This window comes from Parageobacillus sp. KH3-4 (genome assembly GCF_022846435.1).
Taxonomy (GTDB): domain Bacteria; phylum Bacillota; class Bacilli; order Bacillales; family Anoxybacillaceae; genus Parageobacillus; species Parageobacillus thermoglucosidasius_A.
On the sequence record NZ_AP025627.1, the window covers coordinates 259,117 to 283,615 of the forward strand.

Consider the following 24,499-nt stretch of genomic DNA (forward strand, 5'->3'; position numbering starts at 1 on the left):
GGGAGAGCGATGACGAAACCGTTTGTTGAGATGCGGGGCATTAAAAAAGCGTTCCACCAGCATGTTGTCTTAAACGATGTCGATTTTGAAGTGCGCGCCGGTGAAGTGCACGCGCTCATGGGAGAAAACGGCGCCGGAAAATCGACGTTAATGAAAGTATTAACTGGCATTTATGAGCGCGATGCTGGGACGGTCTTGGTGGATGGCCGCGAAGTGCATTATCGTCATCCGAAGGAAGCGGAACGTGATGGGATTTCGGTCATTCATCAGGAGCTTACTATCATTCCTACGTTGTCGGTCGCAGAAAACATTTTCCTTGGACGGGAGAGTACAATTGGTCGAACAGGTATTATTCGATATCAAGAAATGGAGAAGCAGGCAGAAGTCTATTTGAAGAAACTGGGGATCCACATTGACCCTAGTGAATTGGCAGGCAATTTGTCGGTAGGAAAACAGCAAATTGTCGAGATTGCAAGGGCGCTTTCCACCAATGCCAAATGTTTAATTATGGATGAGCCAACTGCCGCTTTGACGGAGAGGGAAATTCAAACGTTGTTCGAAGTCATCCGCACCTTAAAGCAGCAAGGGGTTGCGATCGTTTATATTTCACATCGCATGGAGGAAATTTTCACGATTTGCGATCGCATTTCTGTGCTCCGGGACGGACAGTTTATTGGCACAAAGCGCATCGCCGAGACAAACTTTGATGAGATTGTCCACATGATGGTCGGCCGGCAAATTGGAGAGCGCTTTCCAAAACGAATGCGGACCATTGGCGAAGAACGGATGCGGGTGGAAGGCTTGACACAGGAAGGGGTTTTTGAAAATGTTTCGTTTTCGGTGCGCGCCGGTGAAATTCTCGGTGTGGCTGGATTGATGGGATCAGGACGCACCGAAATCATGGAGGCGGTTTTTGGAGCGAGAAAGGCGGACGCGGGAACGATTTATATTGATGGTCAGCCGGTGTCTATTCCATCGCCGCGACATGCGATTGAGCACGGCATCGCAATGATTACAGAAGACCGCAAACAAAAAGGGCTTGTTTTAAATATGAGTGTGCGGGAGAATTTAACGTTGCCAAAATCAGAACAATTGGCGACAGTCGGTGTCATTCAAACGGCGAAAGAGAAGGAGTTAGTTTCGTCGTTAATTAAGAAACTAAACATTAAAACGGCGTCTCCGGAATTAGAGGTAAAAGCGTTAAGCGGAGGGAACCAGCAAAAAGTCGTATTCGGAAAATGGCTGGCGATGGAGCCGCGCATCCTTATTTTAGATGAACCAACACGCGGGGTTGATGTTGGCGCCAAAAAAGAAATTTATGAAATTATGAATGAACTGACGGCACAAGGGGTTGCGATTATTATGGTATCGTCCGAGCTCCCGGAAGTGCTTGGGATGAGTGACCGCATTATGGTCGTTCATGAAGGGAAGGTCCGCGCTATTTTGGAGAATGAAGGAATCGATCAAGAAACGATTATGCGTGCGGCGACAGGAGGAAAAGCATAATGGAAAACAAATGGAATTTTGATGTAAAAAAGCTTGGCCCGCTTATTGGTTTCTTCTTGTTATGTATTGTGCTGTCGATATTGAGTGACAGTTTCCTAACGGTCAATAACTGGATGAACGTTTTGCGTCAAGTGTCGATTAACGCGTTAATCGCGTTTGGCATGACATTCGTCATTTTAACGGGAGGCATTGATTTATCGGTCGGTTCCGTGTTAGCGCTCTCAAGTGCGATTACTGCGGGAATAATGGCAAGCGGGACGAATGGCTTTACTGCCATCATCATCGGATTGCTTGCCGGCTTTCTCATGGGTGCATTAAACGGTGTGGTGATTACGAAAGGACGCGTTGCTCCGTTTATTGCCACTCTAGCAACGATGACAATGTTTCGCGGATTAACCCTTGTTTATACAGATGGGCGCCCTATCACTGGTTTTGCCTCAGACGATATTTTGTTTCAAATGATGGGACGCGGGTATTTTCTCGGCATCCCTGTTCCGGTTGTATTTATGATTGTCGTGTATGTGGCACTATATTTTGTGTTAAAGAAAACGACGTTTGGCCGCCATACGTATGCGATTGGCGGAAATGAAGAAGCGAGCCGTTTATCCGGGATTCGCGTCGATCGACTGAAAATTTGGATTTATTCCTTAACTGGAGGATTGTCGGCATTAGCAGGAATTATTTTAACCTCCCGCTTAAACTCGGCACAGCCAACAGCGGGGACAGCGTATGAATTAGATGCGATTGCCGCTGTTGTTCTTGGAGGAACCAGTTTATCTGGCGGCCGCGGCTGGATTTTTGGAACATTAGTTGGCGCCCTTATTATCGGTGTGTTGAATAATGGATTAAATTTATTAAATGTGTCCTCATTTTATCAACAGGTTATCAAAGGGTTAGTCATTCTTCTTGCGGTTCTTCTGGATCGCCGCAAAGAAGTTTGATAAATAAAAAACATATAAGAAAGGGGACAAAGCAATGAAAAAGAAGTGGGCAGGCATGTGGTTGGCATTTTTGCTGGTCTTAGGAATGTTGGCGGGTTGTTCGCTAGATAATGGAGCAACTGGAAGCAAAAAAGGAGATGCAAAAAAGGATAAAGATATAAAAATTGGACTTTCTATTTCTACATTAAATAACCCATTCTTTGTCACATTAAAAGAAGGAGCTGAAAAAGCAGCAAAAGAAAAAGGGATAGATTTAATCGTTGTCGATGCGCAAAACGATTCTGCAAAGCAGATTAATGATATTGAAGATTTGATTCAGCAAGATGTTGATTTGATTTTAGTGAATCCAACTGACTCCAGTGCGGTGACATCGGCAATTGAGTCGGCTAATAGCGCGAATATTCCTGTGATCACGGTTGACCGTAGCGCAGATGGAGGAAACGTAGCCACTCACATCGCTTCGGATAACGTTGCAGGCGGAAAAATGGCAGGAGAATTCCTCCTTGAACAATTAAAAAATGGCGGCAATATTGTAGAGCTTGAGGGAATTCCAGGTTCATCAGCAGCCCGGGAACGCGGTGAAGGATTTCATCAGGTTATCGATAAAGCATCCAATGTGAAAGTCGTAGCGAAGCAAGCAGCGGATTTTGACCGTGCTAAAGGGTTATCGGTCATGGAAAATATTTTGCAAAGCCATAAGGATATTCAAGCTGTATTTGCCCATAATGATGAAATGGCGTTAGGTGCATTAGAAGCTTTAGAGGCACGCGGTATGAAAGATGTGCTCGTCGTTGGCTTTGACGCAACGGAAGACGCAGTGAAGGCGGTAAAAGAAGGAAAAATGGCGGCAACCGTTGCGCAAAAGCCTGAGCTTATTGGAGAGAATGCAGTCAAAACAGCGTTGAAAGTATTAAATGGAGAAAAAGTAGATAAGTTCATTCCTATTCCATTAGAGTTAGTAACAGAAAATCAATAACCGTGGATTTACCTTCTGTCCATATACGGGCAGAAGGTATTTTTTATTTGTTGATACTACTTCATAAAGATATTAAGGTAAATAATAGGTGATGCATAATGAAAGGAAAAATCCAACGCTGGGGGTTCGTCGTTTTATGGTGTATCGTCATTTATTGCTTTAGTGAATTTTCGTTGTTTACCGGTGAAAATACAAAGCGCATATTAGAAGCAGTGCTGACGTATGTGCCGTTTGGCCATGGTGGGGACGGCACGTCGTCTCCATTGAATTTTATCGTTCGGAAGTTGGCGCATTTGATAGAGTTTGGCATTTTAGCCGTGCTTGTCTGGCGGGCGCTGTCGCCAAAGCGGGCGGCATATGTCGGCGCCTGGCTGTTTGCGACAGTGTATGCGATGACGGACGAATGGCATCAGTCGTTTGAACCGGGGCGCACTGCTACGCCGAAAGATGTGGCGATCGATTCGTGCGGAGCACTCTTGGCCTTAATTGGTGTTTTTCTCTATATGCGTTGGAAGAAAAAGAAGCATGATCCGGCGAAACGGGACGTATCATAATAGAAAACAAATTGCCGGCTCTCCCGAGTATGCTTTTGGACCGAAAAGAAAAGCGAGAATAACGAGTTTCCGTGAAAAGGAAAAGCCGCTCATGGTTTCTTTTATTGCTGGCATGTTTGTCTGATCGCTTGTCATGTTTGTGATCACAAGCATGACGTTTGCCGCCAAACAGGCGGATGCGCGGAGCGCCGAGTGGCAGAAGCAATGAGAAAGCTTCCTGCGAGCATGCAGGAAGCTGTTTTTTTATTGGTCTGCAGGAAATACGATGCCCGTTTGTTTGCGGGCTTCTTCCATCAAAGCGATCGTCAGCAACGAATGCTCATGCGAATTGACTTCGGATTCGCGTTTTCCAGTTTTGATCAGCTCGATAAATTCCTTCGTTTCATAATACATCGGATGCTTCTCTTGCGGAACGGTAACGTCTTCTACACGCCCATCGCGGTAGCGGATTTCCACTTTCGTCGGCGTATGGATCGCGTCGATGAGAATGCTTCCGTCTTCTCCTTGAATTTCCGCAGGCAGATAAGAGTTCGTAATTTTCGAGTACATGACAATAGCATCCATATCCTCATAAGTAAAGATAATCGCCCCTTCACCGTCAACTCCCGATTCGAGCTTCAGGCTGCTGGCCTGCAAGCGGTTTGGTTTTCCAAACAAGACGACCATCGGATAAATGCAATAGACGCCGATATCCATTAACGCGCCGTTGGAAAAGGCAGGATTGAACGCGTTTAAAATTGTTCCTTGTTTATATGCGTCATAGCGCGACGAATACTGGCAGTAGCTCGCAAAATAGCGGCGGATTTTGCCAATTTTATGTAAGTGCTTGCGGATCGCCTGAAAGTTCGGGAGCAGCGTCGTTTTCATCGCTTCCATCAAAACGACGCCATTTCGGCGCGCCGCATCGATCATCGCTTTGACTTCTTTTGTGTTCGACGCCATCGGCTTTTCACATAGGACATGTTTGCCGTGGTCCATAAGCAAAATCGCCTGCTCGGCGTGCAGCGAATTCGGGCTTGCGATATAGACGGCATCGATGTCTTTGCTTTTCGCCAGTTCCTCTAGATCGGTAAACGTGCGCGCTGCTCCTGTTTTTTGCGCAAATTCCCGCGCTTTCTCCTCTGTCCGCGAATATACCGCGGCGAGGGTGAACTCTTCTATTTGTTTTGCGGCTTCTATAAATGATTCTGTAATCCAGTTCGTGCCGATCGTAGCAAAACGAACCATGCTTGTCCCTCCTTTGTTTTGGTAACTACCCTATTTTACCGCTCATACAGCTCAATCGGCAATTCATCCGGATCGCGGAAAAACGTAAACCGCTTCCCTGTAATCAGGTCGACGCGGATTGGCCCCGTCTCAATGCCGTGCGTATGCAAATAGGCGATGGCTTCCTCGATATTTTCGACTTCCAAAGCGAGATGGCGCAGACCGCATGCTTCCGGACAGCTTGCCGCTTCGGCGGGTGTTCAAAGGAAAACAGCTCGATTTGCGTATGTTCGACGACTTGCAAATCCAATTTGTACGAGCGGCGTTCCTCCCGATACTGTTCGTGAATGACGCGGAATCCGAGAATGTTCGTGTAAAAATGTTTCGACCGTTCATAGTCGGAACAAATAATGGCGATATGGTGAACGCGAGTGAAGTGCGTCGTTCTCCTCCTTTTTCGGTTTGTCTTGCGGCTTTTACTAACTCATCTTGGCCTGATTTGCTATCACTTGGAGCTTTAGTACCCGATTTTTCTAAGTATATTTTCGGACCCACACATGTTGCATCTGCTTGTGATGCGGAAAAAATGCTAATCCTGCCGCCGCTACAAAAGCGGCTAGAGCTACTGTTAATAAGGTGTTAATCACTAAACCTCCTTGCTTAATTTGGAAATAAAAAACTCTCCAAAAGAAAGGCACGAAAAACGCGCTCATAGCGAGTTTGCACTTTTTTAGGAAGTCCCGTTTTCTCAATGGTTAATGTATTACAATGTCTCATAATTATATATTTTAAAGTTGTTGTATTTAGGAAAATCCCTTTTTGCGAATACCATGAAGGAAGATGATTGTTAAATTCCGTCCCTTTTTTCATATTTGCCCATTCGAACGGTATACGATGGCGTTGGACTAGTACCTGTGAAGTAAACACGTAGAAAAGAGTGATCCTTATGAGGCGCGGGTTCGGTATTCAACCGGGCTCGTGCCATATTTGTTTGTATCCTTTTTTTCATTATATAGTGGATGTAGTCCATAACGGCTTGCCGAACCTCTTCAACGGTCTGTGGCGAACAGAAACATGGCATTTTACATGTGAGATGTCCGAAGCAGTTCTCGATACACGCATTGTCCCAGCAGTTGCCTCTGCGAGATATGGATTGCGTAAGTCCCATATTGGTTACCGGTCTGATATAAGCAGGATTTGTAAAATGGAGGCATTGGTTGCTATGGAGGATGGCTCCTTTCATAAACCCTCTTTCTTTTTCCACTTGTAAAAGCTTGAAAGTAAGTGAAACATCTGTAACTCGGAAAAGTTTTGTTATCCCAGCCTCTAAAAATTAGGTACAATAGTATTAGACAAATGGTTCGAATTCGCACAGGAGGTCACCTATGCGTTGTACATGGTGGAAGTGGATCCTATATGCCGGCAGCATCGCGGCGTTTGTTGCAAGCGCTTCCTTTACGGTCTATTGCGCGTGGAAAGTGTATGCCTATCATCAGCCAGGTGAAGGGAAAACAGAGAAAGCGGAAGAGAATGCGTACCATTTTGTCCTCGTTCCCGAGGAACTGGATAACGATTATTGGCGGCTCGTGGAACAAGGAGCGAAAGCGGCCGCAAAGGAATTGGGGGTAAGCCTTGAATATGTCGGACCGCGGCAGGCCAACATTGATGAACATATTCATATTCTTGAAAAAGCGGCCGCTTCCAAAGTAGATGGAATTATGACACAAGGGCTGACAGAAAAAGAGTTTACTCCGGTCATCAATCACATCGTGGAAAAAAATATTCCGGTAGTGACGATCGACACCGATGCCCCAACAAGCAAACGCACGGCCTATATAGGGACCGATAACTATTATGCCGGCTTTATTGCCGGACGGGCGTTAGCCGAAGATATGCACGGAAAGGCGAATGTGGCGATTATTACCGGCAGCCTTACCGCCTCCCACCAACAGCTGCGTGTGCAAGGTTTTAAAGATGCGGTGAAGAAAGAAAAGAGAATTCGCATCGTCGCCATTGAAGAGTCGCATATAACGCGCGTGCAGGCAGCGGAAAAAGCGTACAACATTTTAAAAAAGCATCCGGAAGTCAATGCGTTTTATGGGACAAGCGCGCTTGATGCTATTGGCATCGCCAAGGTCGTCGAGCAGTTTCACCGTGAAAAAGGAACGTATATTATCGGATTTGATACACTGCCGGAGACAATTCGCTATTTGCAAAAAGGAACGATTCATGCGACCGTGGTGCAGGAGCCGTATGAAATGGGGTATCGCGCGGTGAAAATGATGGTCGATATTATGAAAGGAAACGGTGTTCCATCAGTAACGAATACGGAAACGAAAGTGATTCGCAAACAAGATTTGCCGTTGCGCCCTTCCCGCAACTACGAGGTGAAACATGATTAAAATCCGTACGAAAGTATTGCTCTATTTTAGCATTTTCATTGTGCTGCTAAACGGCACGGTCTTCTTTTTCTACCAAAGCAGCGAGGATATTGTGACTGACTATGACTACAGCATGCGCCGGCTGCTTTTGTTTAATGAAATTTCGCAGCGGACAAACCGGCTGGTAGAACAGTTGAACGCTTATTTGACGGAAAAAGATGAACGCTATTTTCGGGAGTATGAGCGCCAATACCGGTGGCTGCAGCAACACCGCCAACAGGTAGGCGAAACACTTTCCAACCGGAATAATCGGCTTTTAGTCCAAAACTATGAACATATGATTGAAAGCTTGCTAGAGGAAGGAGCGCTGACGGTTTACCACTTTCAGGCAGGCAATATTAGCTTGTATTCTTCCCATCTTCATGAAGCAATGAAGATCGCTTCGTTTATTCAAGAGGCGACCCTTTCCCTCATTGACGAGGAGTTAACGACCTACCAACATTTTTATAATGAAGTGGAAACGCGGAATCGTTATTTTCGCCACATGGGGATCGGATTGTTTATGACGACGTTTTTGCTTGGCATCCTTTTGGCAATATGGTTTTCCGGAGGCATTACAAAACCGATCTCGCGCCTTTCGCATGCCGCACGGGAAATTGCCAGCGGGAAGTTGGATGGACCTGATGTTATCAGCACAACCAATGATGAATTGAAGCTGCTGACCGATACGTTTAATGATATGCGCCGCAACCTGAAGCGGCTGATCGAGGAAATGAAACAAAAATCAGAGCTGGACCGGCTTGTCAAAGAGCTGGAGCTGAAAAGTTTGCAAAGTCAAATTAACCCGCACTTTTTGTTTAACACGTTAAACGTTGTTTCGAAAATGGCGTATTTAGAAGAGGCAAACCAAACGTCGCGGCTTATTGAGGCAATTGCTGCTATTTTACGATATAATTTGGGAGATTTACAGCGTACGGTAACGTTGGCAGATGAAGTTCATATTGCGAGGGAATATTTTTTTATTCAGCAGACCCGCTTTTTTGACCGCATTAAATTTTCGATGGATGTAGAGGAGTCATGTTTATCGCTGCCGATTCCGCCGTTAACGTTGCAGCCGCTCATTGAAAACGCGTTTATTCATGGTATTGAATCGTATGAAAAAGGAGCGGAGATTTCATTAAAAGTAGAAAAAAGAAAAGAGTGCGTCATCATCGAAGTGAGTGACAATGGAGTCGGGATGAGTGAAGAAACGAAAGAAAAATTAATGGCTTTTATAAGAGGAGAAGAAGACGTCTCCGTTGCGCATGAAAAAAAGCGCGGACACTCCACCAGCATTGGTATACGAAACGTCATTCGCCGGCTTCAGCTTTTTTATGGAATGCAAGATGTGATGGAGATTGAGTCCACAGTGGGAGAAGGAACAACGATTCGTCTGCTTTTACCAATGACAAAAGGGGGTGGAAATGATGAAAATTGCCATTGTTGATGATGAAGCGCTGGAGCGGAAAGCGCTGCAAAAAATGATTCGCGACTATCTCCCGAATATGGAAGTAGTTGCGGAAGCTGCCAATGGCCGTGAGGCAGTGGAAATTGCCAACAAATGCAAGCCGGATGTTATGCTAATCGATATTAAGATGCCTGGAATCGATGGGCTGGAAGCGATTGAGCTTATTCGCCGAAAGCACCCGGACATGAAGTTTATTATCGTATCCGCGTTTGATACGTTTGACTATGCAAAACAAGCAATGAGACAGGGAGTAAAGGAATATTTATTAAAACCGAGCCGAAAGGAAGAAGTGATTAGTGCATTGCGGCGGGTGTATGACGAATTAATGGAGGTGCGGAAGAAAGAAGAAGAAAATAAAGAATTGCAACAACGAGTGCACCAATTGCAAAAGTTTGTAGAAAAAGAGTGGCTGTCGGTGCTGATGCTGGAAGAAGTTTCTTCAGAGGAATGGAAACAATGGGAGGCGATGCTTCCCTTTTCCATTGAGTCAGGAATGTTTATCGTGATTCAATTTCCTAGCGGCGGAAAAAAAGAGGTTTGGAAACAGTGGGTAGAACAGGCGCTTTTGGAAAAGGTAACGACCCGTTATGTAATAGGAAAAATCATAGATGGGCAAATGCCGATTTTGTTTTGTACCGATATTCCCAATCAAACATGGAAGCCGATGATACAATCGCTTGCATATGACCTTGTTCAGCAGTTTGAAAAGCAATATGAAGAAACGCTTTATATCGGCCTTGGTTCCCCGTCATCCCAGCTAGAGGGCTTGCGCCATTCCTACTATGAAGCGCTTGCTGCAGTACAATATTATGCATCGCAAAAAAAGGCAAAGAGCGGTTTTCTGCCGAAGAGAGCGGCGTTTGCATCGGCGGCGATCGATCAAACGGAAAGAGAAAAACGATTGTTTGATCTTGTGCGCCAAGGTGATTTCGAGCAAGCGTTAACCCAATGTCTATCTTATATCGAAGAGATGGCCGTTCATCATCCGTTTCATGTAGTGAAACAGAAGATGGAGGAAACATTTATTTTGCTCGGGCGCATGTTAACCGATTTCGGTATTTCGTATGAGCGGGCAACCACGTTTCATTCGTGCGGTTCTTTGGAGGAATTGAAAAGAATAGCAACAGAGCAGCTTCGGCATATGGTACATCATATACAAGCATGGCGGCATCAGCAGGCAAATGGGAAATTAGGAAAAGCAAAAGATTATATTGACAAACATTATCATCATCCGCTTACCCTTGAGGAAGTAGCGGAATATGTTGGCATCAGTCCGCATTACTTTAGTAAACTATTTAAAGATCGGTTTGGAATGACGTTTATTGATTACGTGACCGAAGTGCGGATGGCCCATGCGAAAAGGGAAATGTGTGATCCAAATAAAAGTTTAAAAGAAATTTGCTTTCTTGTCGGCTACAATGATCCAAACTATTTTAGTCGCGTTTTTAAAAAACATACCGGGATATCTCCTACCGAGTATCGGAAAAAGCTCCGTTTCACCACATGATGGTGATCAGGAGCTTTTTATATGTGCAAAAAAGTGAAGACGATCGCAAAAAAGTGCAGAGATTTGTTGGCTGAAACGATGAAAAAACATGTTACATTCATTTTGAAAAGGTTTTCAAAAATATAAAACAAAGGGGGAGGATGGCGTGAAGAAAAAACGATTATGGCTGTCTTTAGCGTTACTGTTTGGTTTAACGTTATCCGGCTGCAATTCCGATTCTGCATCCAACAATAACAATAAAGAGGACCAGGGCGGAAGCAAAGGGCATGAGAAGCTAGAAATATTTAGCTGGTGGACGGGTGCCGGAGAAGAAGATGGATTAAAAGCGCTGCTCAAGCTGTTCCAAGAAAAATATCCAGATATACCAGTAGAAAACGCAGCCGTTGCAGGCGGTGCCGGAACGAACGCAAAAGCAGTGTTAGCAAGCCGCATGCAAGGAAACGATCCTCCTGCGACATTCCAAGTGCACGGCGGCGCGGAGCTGAATGAAGGATGGGTCGCCGCCGGCAAAATGGAGCCGCTTAACGATTTGTACGAAAAAGAAGGCTGGATGGATAAGTTTCCGAAATCATTGATCGACATGGTCAGCAAAGACGGGAAAATTTATTCCGTTCCTGTCAACATTCACCGCGGCAACGTGCTTTGGTATAACAAAAAAATCTTTGCCGAAAACGGCCTCGAGCCGCCAAAAACGTTTGATGAGTTTTTCCAAGCTGCCGAAAAGCTGAAGGCGAAAGGCATTACACCGCTTGCGTTGGGGGATAAGGAGCCGTGGGCGGCAACGCATGTTTTTGAAACCGTTTTATTGGGCAAGCTCGGTACAGAAGATTACAAAAAGCTTTGGACAGGGGAATTGTCGTTTGACGATCCGAAAGTGAAAGAAGCAATAAACACATTTAAGAAAATGTTGAATTATGTAAACGAAGACCACAGCTCCCGCAACTGGCAAGATGCCGCTCAATTGGTCGGCAAGGGCGAAGCGGCGATGAACATTATGGGAGATTGGGTCAAAGGCTATTTTGTCAATGATTTGAAATTAAAAGTGAATGAAGATTTCGGCTATGTGCCGACGCCAAATACAGAAGGCAAATTCATGGTCATCACCGATACGTTTGGTTTGCCAAAAGGCGTGAAAAATCCAGAAGATGTAAAGAAATTTTTATCGGTGCTTGGTTCTGTGGAGGGGCAAGATGCCTTTAACCCTCTGAAAGGCTCGATCCCAGCGCGGATTGATGCGGATCTGTCCAAATATGACGAATATGGAAAACAAACGATTCAAGATTTCAAAACGGCAGAACTTGCGCCAAGCTTAGCGCATGGATCCGCGGCGCCGGAAGGTTTTGTGACAAAAGTCAACCAAGCGGTCAATATTTTCGTGACACAAAAAGATGCGAAAACGTTTATTGATACACTTGTATCGGCTTCGGCAGAATTGAAGAAATAAGAAAGAAAAGGGGGACGGGAACCATTCTCTTCCCCTTTTCGTGTTACGACAGGAGGGATGGAAGGATGGAAACAGCAAAGGCAGTATCGGAAAGCAATGTGACAGTCGTGCCAGAGACGCGAAAAAAGCGGAAATGGACGGTAGACCATTGGCTTGCGGTCGCGTTTTTATCGCCGTCGATTGTGCTCATTTTGATTTTCGTGTATGGGTTTATCGGCTGGACGGGATATGTTTCCCTCAGCAATTGGAATTCCCTTGTACCGGATTTGTCGTTTGCAGGATTGAAAAACTATATCTATTTGTTTCACGATTTCCGCTTCCAAGCCGATTTGCGGAATACGCTTGTCTTTACAGTCTTGTTTATCGCTGTGGTGATTGTGCTTGGCCAGTTGTTGGCGATTTTGTTGGATCAAAAGCTACGCGGTGAATCGATTTTCCGCAATATTTTCTTTTTCCCGATGGCGTTATCGTTTGTGGTGACCGGAGTAGTCTGGCAATGGCTATTAAACCCGTCAACAGGGGTCAACTTGTTTTTAAAAAGATTTGGATTGGACTCAAAGTGGTATACAGATACAACGGTTTTAGGAGGTTTTCATTTAGGGAAAGTGGAATTTGGCGTACCGGTAGCGATGATTGCAGTAGTGATTGCCGCCGTATGGCAAATGACAGGATTTGCGGTTGCCATGTATTTGGCAGGATTAAGAGCGATTCCGGAAGAGGTGAGGGAAGCGGCGCGAATGGATGGCGCCACGGAGTTTCAAATTTATCGTAAAATTATTATTCCGATGTTACGGCCGATTACAGTCAGTGTCATTATCATTATGGCCCACATTTCACTGAAAATTTTTGACCTGATTTACGCGATGACCGGCCCTGGGGCGAACTTTGTCACCGATGTGCCGGGGGTATATATGTTTGAGACGACGTTCCGCGGCAACTATTATGCAAACGGAGCGGCGATCGCGATGATCATGCTGCTTTCTGTCGCCATTTTTATTGTTCCATACTTGGTTTCCAGCCGGAAGGGGGGATCGTGATGAGACAACGGGCATGGTCGAGGTTGTTTTTATATGTCATTTGTATTTTCATGAGCCTGTTTTTCTTAATGCCGGTCTATGTGATGCTGGTGACAAGCGTCAAACCTTTGGACGAAGTGACGCTCGCCGATATGTGGAAGCTTCCGTCCGCCTTTGACTGGAGCAGTTATCAAACTGCGTTTACGAAATTGGCGCCGAATTTTTGGAATTCCGTTTATTTAGTCGTTCCGGCGACATTATTGTCGGCGATATTAGGGGCATTAAACGGCTATGTATTGTCAAAATGGAAATTCAAAGGAGCGGATACACTGTTTACGCTTATTTTGTTCGGCATGTTTATCCCGTACCAAAGCATTTTGATTCCGCTGATTCAGTTTTTGCGGGAAATTGGCTTGTATAATACGATTCCGGGGCTCATTTTTGTGCATGTTGTGTACGGGATTCCCATTACGACGTTGATGTTCAGAAATTTTTACGCGGCGATCCCGGATGAAATGATTGAATCGGCAAAAATCGATGGGGCCGGGTTTTTACGGATTTTCCGCTACATTATGCTTCCATTGTCGATTACCGGATTTGTCGTCGTAGCAATTTGGCAGTTTACAAATATATGGAATGAATTTTTATTCGCTGTCACGATCACCACCTCTTCCCAGCAGCCGATTATGGTCGCGCTGCAAAATTTATCGGGCAGCCAAATTGTGCAATGGAACGTGCAAATGGCGGGAGCGCTGCTTGCTGCGTTGCCGACCTTGCTTATATACATTTTTCTAGGTAAATACTTTGTTCGCGGTTTATTGGCCGGTTCGGTGAAGGGATAATGGTGCATGCCAGCAAAGGCATAAGTAAAATGGTTGTAGGAGAAAATCCTTTCCCTTTTTAATAGCTGACGGGGCTATGCTGCAATCGGTTTGTCGTCAACCTCCAATCGTGCAAAAATCCTGGGGGATCGACGACAATTTCTTTTTTCCCTTTATCCTTACAGCCATCATCGATCCGCTCTATTGACGGAATTTTCAAAATGGCTTATACTGGACTTAACCTGCCCTAAACAATATTGATTTATCAATATTTTTTGGGGTTTGTATCTTACCTATAAGGAATTGAAACTTCCATTGGCAAAAACATCATTCAGGGGTTAGCACGGTTTGTATCTTACCTATAAGGAATTGAAACTTGGATCGTACTTTTCATGGTGTCCACTTCGTTTTGTGTTTGTATCTTACCTATAAGGAATTGAAACAACCATCGCCCCACTTGTCGGTTGAGTTTCCGTGCTTGTTTGTATCTTACCTATAAGGAATTGAAACTTTTTTGGATGATCATTGCTACATCCTGATAGCCCTGTTTGTATCTTACCTATAAGGAATTGAAACCATGCTGCGGGCTTTCAAAAGAAGAGAAATGTCTGCACGTTTGTATCTTACCTATAAGGAATTGAAACCGTTTAGGATAGCCTTTTCTTTTTCCTTCAGCTCACCGTTTGTATCTTACCTATAAGGAATTGAAACATTTTCTTAAATTGCTGATGCAATTCTGTACCTTTATAAGTTTGTATCTTACCTATAAGGAACTGAAACTATTTGACGTGAAACGTTCTGATCGGGCCATTCGCCCTGCAAGAAATTGAAACAAACTTTGTTCGTCCGCTCTTTTCTGCCACTATTGGAATGGGTTTACGTGCCTATGGAAAAAACGGAGCAGCAAAAAAACAAACCGCTGATTTTCAGCGGTCAGTTTGTTGATAAAGGTATCCTAGTCAAGATTTTGCTGCTTTTATTGAGATCGATCTAAATATTTACAATTATTTTTTCTTCAATAATAGGTAAATGTGAAACAAAATGTAAACAGGGGACAAGAGAGTCCCCTATGATTCAGCAAGATCCGAAAAAATTCCGCTTTCTTCACTAAGAGGCTGCGGTATGCATTTCTCTATTCTCCGGTAATCTTAACATCGCCAGTGCCTCTCTGCCCCTCGCTGTTTGAAGGCTTGACGCGGTATAGCTTTCTTTACACAATAAATGATTTACTGCGATAAGCACTGCCCGGATGATCTTCTGGTAATAAACTACTGCCATGATTAAATAGCTTTTCTCGTAACGTTCCTTGTTTGTATTCCGTCTTGTACAAACCTCTTTTTTGGAGTATCGGAATGACCAATTCAATAAAATCCTCTAGGCTAGAAGGGGTAACCAGATGATTAAGATTAAATCCATCCACACCTGACGCTTCAAATCGATATTGAATGGCATCTGCCACTTCTTCTGGATTTCCGACAATGATAGACTCTCGGTCTAATTGTTCAAGCTTTCTAAGCGCTTCGCCTATCGAAAGCCTTTTAGAGGCATCTTTCGTAAGAGAAGCCGCTTTATAATGACCGTGCTCTGTATTTTTAAATTCAAACGGGGCATTTAAATCTTTGTTTTCATATTCTGCCAGATCATAGCCGCTTGCTCCGCTAAATTGAGCTTTGGAAGCGTCTGGGCTCCATAAATGATTTAATTTTGCAAATTTTTGTTCTGCTTCTTCCGTTGTCTTTCCAACAATAACCGTTAAAAAAGCAAATACTTTTATATTATCCGGATTACGTCCGTACTTTTCAGCGCGTCTTTTTATGTCATTTGTATAGTATTTAATTCGTTCTGGCGTAGGCCCTCCAACGAAAACACACTCAGCATGCTTAGCTGCAAATTCCCTGCCTCTTTCTGAAGTGCCTGCTTGATAGATTACTGGTGTACGTTGCGGGGATGGTTCGCAAAGATGCGGGCCTTCGACGGAGAAAAATTTTCCGACATGATTGATTTCATGTACTTTGTCTGGATTAATTAATATACCGTTCTGTTTATCTTCCATGAATGCATCATCTTCCCAGCTGCCTTCCCAAAGTTTATATGCGACTTCCAGAAATTCGTCTGCTATATTGTAACGCTGATCATGTTTGATCATTTCTTGAAGCCCGAAGTTCCGTGCGGCATTTGGTAAATAAGAAGTGACGACATTCCAGGCAATTCGCCCCTTTGTCAAATGGTCAAGGGTGGAAAAACGTCTTGCAGTACTAAAGGGATGTTCATAAGTAGTACTAACTGTTAAAGCAAAAGATAAATGTTTCGTAACACTCGCCATAATAGGAATAATCAATGCTGCATCATTAACCGGGAACTGAAGACCATCACGTATCGAAGGAGCTTTGCTTTGGCGATATGTATCATATACCCCCAGTACGTCCGCGAAAAAAACGGCATCAAACTTGCCATGTTCCAAAAGTTTTGCCATCTTAATCCAATAATCAATATCTTTATATCCTCTTTGTCTTTTGCTTTCAGGATGTTTCCATAATCCATGTGAATTATGCATAGCACTCGCCATTTCAAACGCATTTAAAATAATTTGTTTTGCCACACTCTCGTCCTCCTTTTATTTTTCAAAAATCATGCGGAAAAGGGACTATTTTTACCGTTCGTGAATCGCTCGTTGAATCCGTGATGCAGGCGTTGTTTCTTGAACCATCGTAATCATTGGGCGCAATCAAGACTTAGAAAAGGAGGGAATGCGACGGATGATCCACTATTGAATTTTGTAAAGAAGCTTTGTTTCATCACTAATGGAATTTATGTCCGTTTAGTACTTAGAATGATTTTGCAAACGCAGACAGCCGTCAGCGTTCCCTCCCATTCTTTCATCATCGTGATCAATACAATGTAAGTGCAAAAACGGATACAAGTACGTTTTTTATTTAAACCAATCAGGCCATACATAACCTTGATATTCTTCCTCTTCTTTAATTAACTTTCTAAATTCCTTTGATTGATAAGCTTCCACGATATCTTTTACAAACTTGGCATTTTTATCTTTCTTTCGTACTGTCACCCCATTTAAATAGTAGGAAGGTGTTTTTTCTAATGCGACTGCATCTTTCAATTTTAATCCGGATGAGATAGCAAAATTTCCATTGATCAAAGAGTAATCGACATCCCCAAGAGATCGTGGCAGCTGTGCTGGTTCCAAAGGTTTTAGAACAATTTTTTTATGATATTTTTCAATATCCTTTTCTGATACTTTTGTCGGATCGGTTCCTTTTTTGAGTTGGATCAATCCAAGTTGTTCAAGCATCGCAAGAGCCCGCGCCTGATTTACCGGTTCATTAGGCAAAGCGATTGTCGTTCCATCTTTGATCTCGTCTAATGATTGATGTTTTTTGGAGTATATTCCAATAGGAGCAGTAGGAATTTTAATGACTTCATAAAGCTCCATATGCCGGGTTTTTGCAAAATTCTTCATATAAACTTCATTTTGAAATATATTTGCGTCTATGGAACCTTGGTCTAAGGAGATATTAGGTTGGACATAATCGTTGAATTCAACTACTTCCACTTTATATCCTTTTTTCTCGAGATAAGGCTTTATTGCTTCCTTTATTTGATCGCTATATGGTCCAGCTGTCGCTCCAAGTTTAATGGTCTTCGTTGCGGAGCTGTTTGTGTTTTGAGTCAAGCTTGAGCATCCTGACAATACAAGAAATACTAGCACAATGAACGAAAATATCATTTTATGTGCTTTCATTGACCAATCCTTCACCTCAGTCGTTTTTTTATATTCCGGACTCTTTCATCGTTTATCGACCAAGCGGGCGATGCGGTCGCCGATAAACTGAATGATTTGGACAAGACAAATTAAAATAACGATCGTTGTCATCATAACGGTGTTGTCATAGCGGTAATATCCGAAGCGAATCGCCAAATCGCCGATGCCGCCGCCGCCGACAATTCCGGCCATAGCCGAATATCCCACTAAACTGATTGTTGTAATCGTAATTCCGTGCACAATGCCGGGACGCGTTTCAGGGAGAAGCACATCTTTGATAATCATCCACGGTGTCGCTCCGACGGCAACCGCTGCTTCGATCACTCCTTTTTCGATTTCCCGCAACGATGTTTCTACAATTCTTGCAAAAAACGGAACGGCAGCGACCGATAAAGATACAGAAGCAGCGGTGGGGCCAATCGTTGTTCCAGTAATCAGTTTCGTGAGCGGCAACAGCCCGACGAGCAAGATGATAAATGGTATCGAGCGTATCATATTGACAATAAAACCAAGGATGGATTTGACTGCTGTGTTCTCCAAAAACAGGCCGCGGTCGGTGACGAATAGAAGAATTCCTAATGGAAGGCCGGCAACAATCGCGACAAAAAGGGAGATCGCCACCATATAAATCGTCTCTAAAAACGCTTTGTTCAGTTCCGGAATTAAGCGGATCAGCGCATCAAGCAGCATGGGCAATCACTTCCAGCGCGTTCGTTCGTTGCGAAATGTAGTCAATGGCCCGCTGAATTTCTTCCGGTTCGCCGATCAGTTCCATGACAAAAATGCCAAGCGGTATTTCTTGAATGTACTCAATTTTTCCATGCAAAATATTTCCTTTCACTTTAAAGGCTTGCAACATATCGGAAATGACCGCTTCCTCGGCGATCTCTCCTTTGAAGTGAATTTTCACCATCGTTCCCGTCCGCTTCCGCAGCAGATGATCCGGGATTTCAAAGCGCAAAACACTGTTGATGAAAGATTTCGTTAATTCTTCTTGCGGATTGGTGAAAATATCATATACGGTTCCCAATTCGATGATTTTCCCGTTTTGCATGACGGCGACGCGGTCGCATATATCTTTGACCACTTCCATTTCATGGGTAATCAGCACGATCGTAATGCCAAGTTCACGGTTGATTTTTTTCAATAGCGCCAAAATCGATTTTGTTGTACTTGGGTCAAGCGCCGATGTTGCTTCGTCGCATAAAAGGACAGTCGGATCGTTAGCAAGCGCCCGGGCAATGCCAACCCGCTGCTTTTGCCCGCCGCTGAGCTGGGAAGGGTATACGTCCCGTTTATCAGAAAGCCCGACCATTTCCAGAAGTTCATGGACTCGCTTTTTGATTTCGTCTTTTGGCTTTTTGGCCGCTTTTAAGGCAAAGGCGACATTCTCAAACACCGTTTTGGAGCTGACGAGGTAAAAATGCTGAAAAATCATGCCGATTTTTAAGCGGGCTTGCCGCAGCTGTTTGTCGTCCAACGCCGTTAAATCGACACCATCAATGACGACTTGGCCGGATGTCGGACGTTCCAGAAGATTTAGGCAGCGCAACAATGTGCTTTTGCCGGCACCGCTATAGCCGATGATGCCGAAGATTTCCCCGTCTTGAATGGTTAACGATACGTTGTCGACGCCGACCACTTGCTTTTTTTTCGTGGAGTAGATTTTTGTTACATTTTTTATTTCGATCATCACTTCTTCCCTCCCGGTTTGCAGAGTTTTGGCCATTCTTAAGAACTTATGGAAGAGAAACTTTGTGGAGCACATGGGTTTAATGAAAACTTTGTAATGCTTGTGCTGCTAGTAACGAAATAACGGCATCATCCATTGGCGGATTATGGATTCCAGCTCTGACATCTCTATAATATCGTTGCAGAGGATTAGATTTTTGCAGGCTTCTAGCCCCTACGATTCTCATCGCTAAATCAACGACTTTATTGGCGCTGTTTACGGCAATATGCTTGGCTGCCGCCAATTCTCCGCTCATTTCCATGCGCTTTTCTGGGTGCGTATCCCACCGATGTGCGACGAAATAAAGAGTATGTCTTGCTTTTAATAGCTCTAAATCCATCTCGCCAATTTTTCTTTGCACCTCTGGAACATCTTTGATTGGGCTAGGCAGGCTATTCGGTTGATATTCAGAAGCAAAGGAAATGGCATAATTTCTTGCGGCAATCGCAATCCCAAGAAAGCAGGCCGGAACATGAAGCAACCATGCCCTCCCCATATTGCCTTTCGGCGATTCTAATTGATCCAATTCCACCAGCGCATCTTCTGGCAACTCCACTTGATCCAGCACCAGATCATCACTCCGCGTGCCTCGCATTCCAATCATATCCCAATTTTCTTCGACTTTAACCCCATGAAGGCGATGGTCAACTAAAAAAGAGCCAACTTTCCCTGATTCTTGAATGGTGGCTGTAACTAATGAATAATCAAGAGCTATTGCCATAGACGCAAAGGATTTTCTTCCCGTAATCACCCATTTGCCGTTTCTTTTGATCGCTACCGTTTCAGGCTTTCCGCCTCTTGTAGGACTTCCTGTTCCATTCTCTGTTGCCAGGCGATTAATGAGCACTTTATTTTGTACAATTTCATGACAAAGCCACTTAAATTTTTCGCTATCCCATGTTTGTCTTTCCCTTAGATCATAAATGACCCCAAGATGCCAACCGATGCACAAAGCGGTGGAAGCATCTCCCTGGCTTAACCGCTCTTGCATAAGAAGAAATTCATAAAGTGAAATTTCTTCTCCACCATATTGCTTAGGGACAGTAAGTGATTGGTAATTATAGTCTTTTAATTTTTGGAAATTTTCGAATGGAAACCTTCCTTCTTGGTCTATAGTGTCGGCTGTTTCATGAAATTGTTCAGCAAGCTCTGATGCCAGATGCAAAAGAAATTCTTGGCGTTCATTTTGTACAAACTTTCTTGATAACTCATCAGATAAATAAGAACGGTGGGTTTTTTCCCTTGCAATGCCCAAAATTGTTTCTCCTTTCTTGTATTTTTGATGGGAGACAAAAGAGTCAACATTCCTGAGTAATGCATTTCTTTCGCATGTTGCCTGGTTGAAAAGGGCGGAAGAAAAGCTGTTTCACCACAATTGCAGTAATTATTTATAAAAAATTAAAATATATAAATAAATTCCGAAAAATTCGCCTCTTATTAGTTAAATAAAGGATTAACGTAAACTTGATGTGATTCTGTCGATCGGTAATCAGTTTTTTCGATTGATTAAATCAATGAATTCTGCAACTGCTTCATCCAATCTATGGAGCAGATCTTCTGATAGGCTATAACCTTCTTGTTCATTTCGGGTTATCCAAGTATCAACCGCATACACTCCTCCAAGAATGTATCTGCCTCCTAATGCGGACAGCACAGGTTTCAATGCATAGTCAATTGACAAAAGGTGAGCAATTGTGCCTCCGATAAACAGCGGAAGAATGATTTTCCCCAACAAACCTTTTTGTGGAAGCAAATCAAGGTATGTCTTCAATACTCCTGTATACGCCGCTTTATACACTGGACTCGCGACGATGATGCCGTCTGCTTCTTCCACTTTTTTGTTAGCGCGCAGAATGGCTTCACTATCGAATTTTGCTTTAATTAAATCTTCCGAGGGCAATTCCGCGACTTGGATGTGTTCGATTTCAATGCCCGCTTGTAATAGCCGTTGTTCTACGTATTGAATCATTCCGTTAAGTCTGGATGTCAAAGAAGGATTTCCGTTGATAATGACTACTTTGCTCATATCATTTGCTCCTTTCTACTAGTTGATCTCACAAATCAAAACAAATAAATCATATTGGATTAGTATGTTTTATGTTCGTAATCATATCACCATATCTATTTACTGTCAATATCGGTGTAGAAATGAATGTTTTTTGCTGCCTCTGCCACACATCGATGAGGTGAAGCCTCCTTAAGATGGCTTCGCATGGCTGTAGAATGCGGCTTCTTTGAGTGAACCGGGCGCGGAGGCTCCAGCCGGACTGCCACAGGCAGGGAGATGGCCAGCCGAGAAGACAGGAGCAGGCTTGATGAAAGGTCTAATGGATGGATTTAGCGGCTTAAAGGATAGAGCATTTAAGATGAATCCAAGTAGACATGGGGAAAAAGCGGAAGAATTTTGTCCAAGATCATAAATTTATTTAATGCAATTTCATGGAAAATAAATCAGAAAAAACAAGGGGAGCCTTCTTTTCCGGTAAAACCGACCATTGACATCATTATTGAAAAAAGAGTTCCCGGTTATGTGGATAAATTTTTAGAATATCTACATCTAACTTTGCAAGGCATTATGATACAATGAAAGCGGAAATCATAGAGAAGAAAGCGGGGAGAAGTGCGTGTATCTTGGAGCGATTGAAGCGGGCGGAACGAAATTTGTATGCGCTGTCGGGGATCGCAATGGAAAGATAAAAGAGAGAGTGACGTTTCCAACGACGGAACCGGAAGAAACGATGCGCCATGTCGTCGAGTTTTTCCGCCGATATGAATTAGAGGCGATCGGCATCGGTTCATTCGGCCCGGTTGATTTGCGCCCTGACAGCGCGACGTATGGCTATATTACGAGCACGCCAAAACAAAAATGGATGAATTTCAACTTTGTCGGAGAAATGAAACGGCACTTTTCCGTGCCGATTGGCTTTGATACCGATGTCAATGCAGCTGCGCTCGGGGAACGGCGCTGGGGTGCCGCGAAAGGGCTGCAAAGCTGCATTTATATTACGGTTGGAACAGGAATCGGCGTCGGGGCGATTGTTGAAGGCAGCTTGCTCCATGGCCTGATGCATCCGGAGATGGGGCATATTCTCGTCCGCCGCCATCCTGAAGATGAATTTGCCGGCGTCTGTCCATATCATGGAGATTGCTTGGAAGGAATGGCGTCTGGACCAGCGATTGAAAAGCGTTGGGGGAAAAAAGGTGCGGAGCTGGCCGATCGCACAGAAGTATGGGAATTAGAAGCGTTTTACTTAGCACAGGCAATTGCCAACTACATTTTAATTTTATCGCCGGAGAAAGTGATTATCGGCGGCGGCGTCATGAAGCAAGAGCAGTTGTTGCCGATCATTCGCCATAATGTTAAGGAATTTCTTAACGGTTATATACAACAAGAGGCGATTTTACAGAAAATTGATGAGTATATCGTTCTGCCTGGATTAGGGGATAACGCTGGAATTTGCGGTGCGCTTGCATTAGCGAAACAAGCGCTTAACGAGTAATCGGAAACGAAATACGACCGTTCGTTGCGGAAAAGAATGCAACGAAAACGGTCGTTTTTTATTATAATCAGGCGAAAAACCATTCTTCTGATGGCACCGCATCCATTGCGGAACAGCTTGTTAATGGCAGTTAAGGATAATTGACACAGGATAGGTGTTAGTAGCAGATTGTTTGTTTTATCCAACGCTAGAACATATAAAAGCATAAAATCACGCCATCATATATTGACAAATATTATTTTTTATGATATTATATAAATTTTATTAATTTAAATTTTGGTTAGAGATGTGGTAAATAATATATGTAATGTTTAGCATTAAAACTAATTTTATTCATTGAGGGAGAGGATTCAATGAAGATTTCGAATGGAGTAGCAATGCTTGAATTAAAAGTTCAAGGTTTTGTTTTAAATCCTACGCTGATTTGGGATGATGAAACTGCTGTTTTAATTGATGCCGGTATGCCTGGGCAATTAGAACAAATACGTGCCGCCATGAGTGAGGTCGGCGTCTCCTTTGATAAATTGAAAGCAGTCATTCTGACGCATCAGGATTTGGATCACATAGGGGGTCTTCCTGAAATACGAAAAGTATCCACTAACCGCATTGAAGTGTACGCACACGAGCTTGACAAACCATATATTGAAGGGGCTTTGCCTCTTATCAAAACAGACCCCAACCGCATGAGTAAAGAAGAATGGGCGTCTCTTCCAGAGGAAGTGCGGATTTTATATCAGAATCCTCCGAAAGTGAAAGTTGACAAGACTGTGGATGACGGTCAAGAGCTTCCTTATTGCGGGGGGATTCGTGTTATTTTTACGCCTGGGCATACTCCGGGGCATATTAGTCTGTATTTAAAACAAAGTAAAATCCTCGTTGCTGGGGATGCAATGATATGTTTAGACGGCTCTTTGCACGGACCGGTTCAGAAAACAACGCTAGATATGAATACAGCGCTTCGTTCTTTGGAAAAATTTTTGGACTTGGATATCGAATCTGTGATTTGTTATCACGGAGGTATTTGTAATGGCAACGTGAAAAACCAGCTCCAGCACCTTGTAAGGAAAGAACGCAACACAGCGGAAAAGAAATGAAAGTGGATACATTCAAAAAATAGCAGTTTTATAGGCAGCTAAAAAACGCTTTCTATTAAGCCATTAGAAATCGCGGCTTCATAAATAAGCGGCTTTGGTTTGTGGAGCCATCATCCGCGGTGAAGCCTGCCTCATCGTCTAAAGGATCGGCAGGAAAGGAAGTGGCGAAGAAGAGGGGTAAAAAAGCAAATGGACAATTTTTTATTATTTCATGACTATTAAGTCAATAAAAATTTGACTATATAGTCATTTTTGTGAACAAAATTGTTGATAAAAAATAAAAAGATGCTTATAATGATGTTCATGGTGGAAATGACCATCAGGTCAAATTTGCGGCATATGAATCGAGGTGCTTTTCAATGGACAAACGCAACAAACAAATTCGCTTTGAACATGTAGTGGAAGCGATGCGAAAACATGGGGTACACGTTGAACTCGTCAAGCCGCGTGCGCAGTTGTCTGTATATAAGCATACGCCACAAAACGAGTGCCCTTCTGTTCATGAAATTTCCTCTATCTAGGAGATGAAAAAG

20 protein-coding genes, 1 pseudogene and 1 CRISPR repeat array are annotated in these 24,499 nt (G+C 43.6%); of the genes and pseudogenes, 13 read left to right on the forward strand and 8 right to left on the reverse strand.

Annotation, left to right across the window (positions count from 1 at the left end):
* The first annotated feature begins 9 nt into the window (after positions 1–9).
* The 4 genes from MWM02_RS01350 to MWM02_RS01365 all read left to right on the forward strand — a co-directional run bounded on the left by MWM02_RS01350 (position 10) and on the right by MWM02_RS01365 (position 3,977).
* On the forward strand, positions 10–1,506 hold the full coding sequence (locus tag MWM02_RS01350) for a sugar ABC transporter ATP-binding protein (RefSeq protein ID WP_244402778.1): 1,497 nt from the start codon (positions 10–12) through the stop codon (positions 1,504–1,506).
* Complete coding sequence (rbsC, locus tag MWM02_RS01355; RefSeq protein WP_244402779.1) at positions 1,506–2,447, forward strand: ribose ABC transporter permease; 942 nt, start codon at positions 1,506–1,508, stop codon at positions 2,445–2,447. The genes MWM02_RS01350 and rbsC overlap by 1 nt, the downstream gene beginning before the upstream one ends.
* A 34-nt stretch (positions 2,448–2,481) precedes the next feature.
* Positions 2,482–3,423 (forward strand): ribose ABC transporter substrate-binding protein RbsB, encoded by a 942-nt coding sequence (rbsB, locus tag MWM02_RS01360; RefSeq protein ID WP_244402780.1) that lies wholly within the window; start codon positions 2,482–2,484, stop codon positions 3,421–3,423.
* Positions 3,424–3,521: 98 nt separating this feature from the next.
* The gene (locus tag MWM02_RS01365; RefSeq protein ID WP_244402781.1) at positions 3,522–3,977 is read left to right on the forward strand and encodes a VanZ family protein; all 456 of its coding nucleotides are present in this window, start codon (positions 3,522–3,524) and stop codon (positions 3,975–3,977) included.
* 243 nt (positions 3,978–4,220) lie between these two features.
* Here MWM02_RS01365 and MWM02_RS01370 read toward each other — a convergent pair whose 3' ends face one another.
* Positions 4,221–5,204 (reverse strand): Gfo/Idh/MocA family protein, encoded by a 984-nt coding sequence (locus MWM02_RS01370; protein ID WP_244402782.1) that lies wholly within the window; start codon positions 5,202–5,204, stop codon positions 4,221–4,223.
* 35 nt (positions 5,205–5,239) lie between these two features.
* Positions 5,240–5,601, reverse strand: a pseudogene (gene gloA2 / locus MWM02_RS01375) (SMU1112c/YaeR family gloxylase I-like metalloprotein).
* A 967-nt stretch (positions 5,602–6,568) separates the two neighbouring features.
* Here gloA2 and MWM02_RS01380 point away from each other — a divergent pair.
* From MWM02_RS01380 to MWM02_RS01405, 6 genes are all read left to right on the forward strand, one after another.
* Positions 6,569–7,585 carry a sugar-binding protein gene (locus MWM02_RS01380; RefSeq protein WP_244402783.1) on the forward strand — a complete coding sequence of 339 codons (1,017 nt, stop codon included), beginning with the start codon at positions 6,569–6,571 and terminating at the stop codon, positions 7,583–7,585.
* A complete protein-coding gene (locus MWM02_RS01385; protein WP_081260389.1) occupies positions 7,578–9,050 on the forward strand; it encodes a sensor histidine kinase in 1,473 nt (490 codons plus the stop codon). The genes MWM02_RS01380 and MWM02_RS01385 overlap by 8 nt, the downstream gene beginning before the upstream one ends.
* Positions 9,031–10,578, forward strand: a complete 1,548-nt coding sequence (locus MWM02_RS01390) for a response regulator transcription factor (RefSeq protein WP_244402784.1) — start codon at positions 9,031–9,033, stop codon at positions 10,576–10,578. The genes MWM02_RS01385 and MWM02_RS01390 overlap by 20 nt, the downstream gene beginning before the upstream one ends.
* Positions 10,579–10,723: 145 nt before the next feature.
* On the forward strand, positions 10,724–12,022 hold the full coding sequence (locus MWM02_RS01395) for an ABC transporter substrate-binding protein (RefSeq protein ID WP_244402785.1): 1,299 nt from the start codon (positions 10,724–10,726) through the stop codon (positions 12,020–12,022).
* Positions 12,023–12,087: 65 nt separating this feature from the next.
* Entirely contained in the window at positions 12,088–13,059 is a 972-nt protein-coding gene (locus MWM02_RS01400) for a carbohydrate ABC transporter permease (protein ID WP_244402786.1), read from the forward strand.
* Positions 13,059–13,880, forward strand: a complete 822-nt coding sequence (locus MWM02_RS01405; protein WP_244402787.1) for a carbohydrate ABC transporter permease — start codon at positions 13,059–13,061, stop codon at positions 13,878–13,880. The genes MWM02_RS01400 and MWM02_RS01405 overlap by 1 nt, the downstream gene beginning before the upstream one ends.
* A gap of 259 nt (positions 13,881–14,139) precedes the next feature.
* Positions 14,140–14,639: direct repeats of the CRISPR family, unit length 30 nt; unit sequence GTTTGTATCTTACCTATAAGGAATTGAAAC.
* A gap of 430 nt (positions 14,640–15,069) precedes the next feature.
* Here the strand turns inward: MWM02_RS01405 and MWM02_RS01410 are convergent.
* The 6 genes from MWM02_RS01410 to ssuE all read right to left on the reverse strand — a co-directional run bounded on the left by MWM02_RS01410 (position 15,070) and on the right by ssuE (position 21,398).
* Positions 15,070–16,458, reverse strand: coding sequence for an LLM class flavin-dependent oxidoreductase (locus MWM02_RS01410; protein WP_244402788.1), 1,389 nt, complete (start codon positions 16,456–16,458; stop codon positions 15,070–15,072).
* A 330-nt stretch (positions 16,459–16,788) separates the two neighbouring features.
* The gene (locus MWM02_RS01415) at positions 16,789–17,619 is read right to left on the reverse strand and encodes a MetQ/NlpA family ABC transporter substrate-binding protein (RefSeq protein WP_244402789.1); all 831 of its coding nucleotides are present in this window, start codon (positions 17,617–17,619) and stop codon (positions 16,789–16,791) included.
* Positions 17,620–17,664: 45 nt separating this feature from the next.
* Positions 17,665–18,330, reverse strand: a complete 666-nt coding sequence (locus MWM02_RS01420; protein ID WP_064552267.1) for a methionine ABC transporter permease — start codon at positions 18,328–18,330, stop codon at positions 17,665–17,667.
* A complete protein-coding gene (locus tag MWM02_RS01425; protein ID WP_064552266.1) occupies positions 18,320–19,333 on the reverse strand; it encodes a methionine ABC transporter ATP-binding protein in 1,014 nt (337 codons plus the stop codon). The genes MWM02_RS01420 and MWM02_RS01425 overlap by 11 nt, the downstream gene beginning before the upstream one ends.
* A 79-nt stretch (positions 19,334–19,412) precedes the next feature.
* Positions 19,413–20,627: an acyl-CoA dehydrogenase family protein gene (locus MWM02_RS01430; protein WP_481861692.1), complete on the reverse strand. Its 1,215-nt coding sequence runs from the start codon at positions 20,625–20,627 to the stop codon at positions 19,413–19,415.
* Positions 20,628–20,861: 234 nt separating this feature from the next.
* Positions 20,862–21,398 (reverse strand): NADPH-dependent FMN reductase, encoded by a 537-nt coding sequence (gene ssuE / locus MWM02_RS01435; RefSeq protein ID WP_064552264.1) that lies wholly within the window; start codon positions 21,396–21,398, stop codon positions 20,862–20,864.
* A 598-nt stretch (positions 21,399–21,996) separates the two neighbouring features.
* Here ssuE and MWM02_RS01440 point away from each other — a divergent pair.
* From MWM02_RS01440 to MWM02_RS01450, 3 genes are all read left to right on the forward strand, one after another.
* The gene (locus MWM02_RS01440; RefSeq protein ID WP_064552261.1) at positions 21,997–22,872 is read left to right on the forward strand and encodes an ROK family protein; all 876 of its coding nucleotides are present in this window, start codon (positions 21,997–21,999) and stop codon (positions 22,870–22,872) included.
* 353 nt (positions 22,873–23,225) lie between these two features.
* A complete protein-coding gene (locus tag MWM02_RS01445) occupies positions 23,226–23,966 on the forward strand; it encodes an MBL fold metallo-hydrolase (RefSeq protein ID WP_244402790.1) in 741 nt (246 codons plus the stop codon).
* Between the two features lie 359 nt (positions 23,967–24,325).
* On the forward strand, positions 24,326–24,487 hold the full coding sequence (locus MWM02_RS01450; RefSeq protein ID WP_157778183.1) for a hypothetical protein: 162 nt from the start codon (positions 24,326–24,328) through the stop codon (positions 24,485–24,487).
* The last annotated feature ends 12 nt before the right edge of the window (positions 24,488–24,499 follow it).

Excerpts from the sequence above, each read along its gene's own strand:
- rbsB (WP_244402780.1), top strand. The coding sequence starts at position 2,482 with ATGAAAAAGAAGTGGGCAGGCATGTGGTTGGCATTTTTGCTGGTCTTA.
- MWM02_RS01400 (WP_244402786.1), top strand. The coding sequence starts at position 12,088 with ATGGAAACAGCAAAGGCAGTATCGGAAAGCAATGTGACAGTCGTGCCA.
- rbsC (WP_244402779.1), top strand. The coding sequence starts at position 1,506 with ATGGAAAACAAATGGAATTTTGATGTAAAAAAGCTTGGCCCGCTTATT.
- MWM02_RS01380 (WP_244402783.1), top strand. The coding sequence starts at position 6,569 with ATGCGTTGTACATGGTGGAAGTGGATCCTATATGCCGGCAGCATCGCG.
- MWM02_RS01425 (WP_064552266.1), bottom strand. The coding sequence starts at position 19,333 with ATGATCGAAATAAAAAATGTAACAAAAATCTACTCCACGAAAAAAAAG.
- MWM02_RS01415 (WP_244402789.1), bottom strand. The coding sequence starts at position 17,619 with ATGAAAGCACATAAAATGATATTTTCGTTCATTGTGCTAGTATTTCTT.
- MWM02_RS01450 (WP_157778183.1), top strand. The coding sequence starts at position 24,326 with ATGGACAAACGCAACAAACAAATTCGCTTTGAACATGTAGTGGAAGCG.
- MWM02_RS01405 (WP_244402787.1), top strand. The coding sequence starts at position 13,059 with ATGAGACAACGGGCATGGTCGAGGTTGTTTTTATATGTCATTTGTATT.
- MWM02_RS01350 (WP_244402778.1), top strand. The coding sequence starts at position 10 with ATGACGAAACCGTTTGTTGAGATGCGGGGCATTAAAAAAGCGTTCCAC.
- MWM02_RS01385 (WP_081260389.1), top strand. The coding sequence starts at position 7,578 with ATGATTAAAATCCGTACGAAAGTATTGCTCTATTTTAGCATTTTCATT.
- MWM02_RS01365 (WP_244402781.1), top strand. The coding sequence starts at position 3,522 with ATGAAAGGAAAAATCCAACGCTGGGGGTTCGTCGTTTTATGGTGTATC.
- MWM02_RS01370 (WP_244402782.1), bottom strand. The coding sequence starts at position 5,204 with ATGGTTCGTTTTGCTACGATCGGCACGAACTGGATTACAGAATCATTT.
- ssuE (WP_064552264.1), bottom strand. The coding sequence starts at position 21,398 with ATGAGCAAAGTAGTCATTATCAACGGAAATCCTTCTTTGACATCCAGA.
- MWM02_RS01420 (WP_064552267.1), bottom strand. The coding sequence starts at position 18,330 with ATGCTGCTTGATGCGCTGATCCGCTTAATTCCGGAACTGAACAAAGCG.
- MWM02_RS01445 (WP_244402790.1), top strand. The coding sequence starts at position 23,226 with ATGAAGATTTCGAATGGAGTAGCAATGCTTGAATTAAAAGTTCAAGGT.
- MWM02_RS01390 (WP_244402784.1), top strand. The coding sequence starts at position 9,031 with ATGAAAATTGCCATTGTTGATGATGAAGCGCTGGAGCGGAAAGCGCTG.